The 327-nt window shown below is 54.4% G+C and carries 1 rRNA gene; it reads left to right on the top strand.

The window, feature by feature from the left end:
- A 23S ribosomal RNA gene (locus tag PUR61_RS00220) occupies positions 1-327 on the top strand; the annotation flags it as partial.

Here is a 327-nt window from a genome sequence, read left to right as displayed (position 1 = left end):
GTGTGGGGTAGCCGTAGCGAAAGCGAGTCCGAATAGGGCGTTTGAGTTGCATGCCCAAGACCCGAAGCGGAGTGATCTAGCCATGGGCAGGTTGAAGCGGAGGTAAGACTTCGTGGAGGACCGAACCCACCAGGGTTGAATACCTGGGGGATGACCTGTGGTTAGGGGTGAAAGGCCAATCAAACTCCGTGATAGCTGGTTCTCCCCGAAAGGCATTTTGTTGAAGCGGCACGTGTTTCTAGCCTGAGTTAGATCAATGGATAGTCGATGAGCCTCACCGGGTTACTGCCCGTAGCAAGACTCCGAATGCCGGTAATTGAGAGCTTG

Origin of the sequence: Streptomyces sp. BE20 (assembly GCF_036322525.1) — a bacterium.
Lineage (GTDB): Bacteria > Actinomycetota > Actinomycetes > Streptomycetales > Streptomycetaceae > Kitasatospora.
Note: the sequence above shows the minus strand (reverse complement) of the source record. Positions and strands in the feature narration are given on the sequence as shown.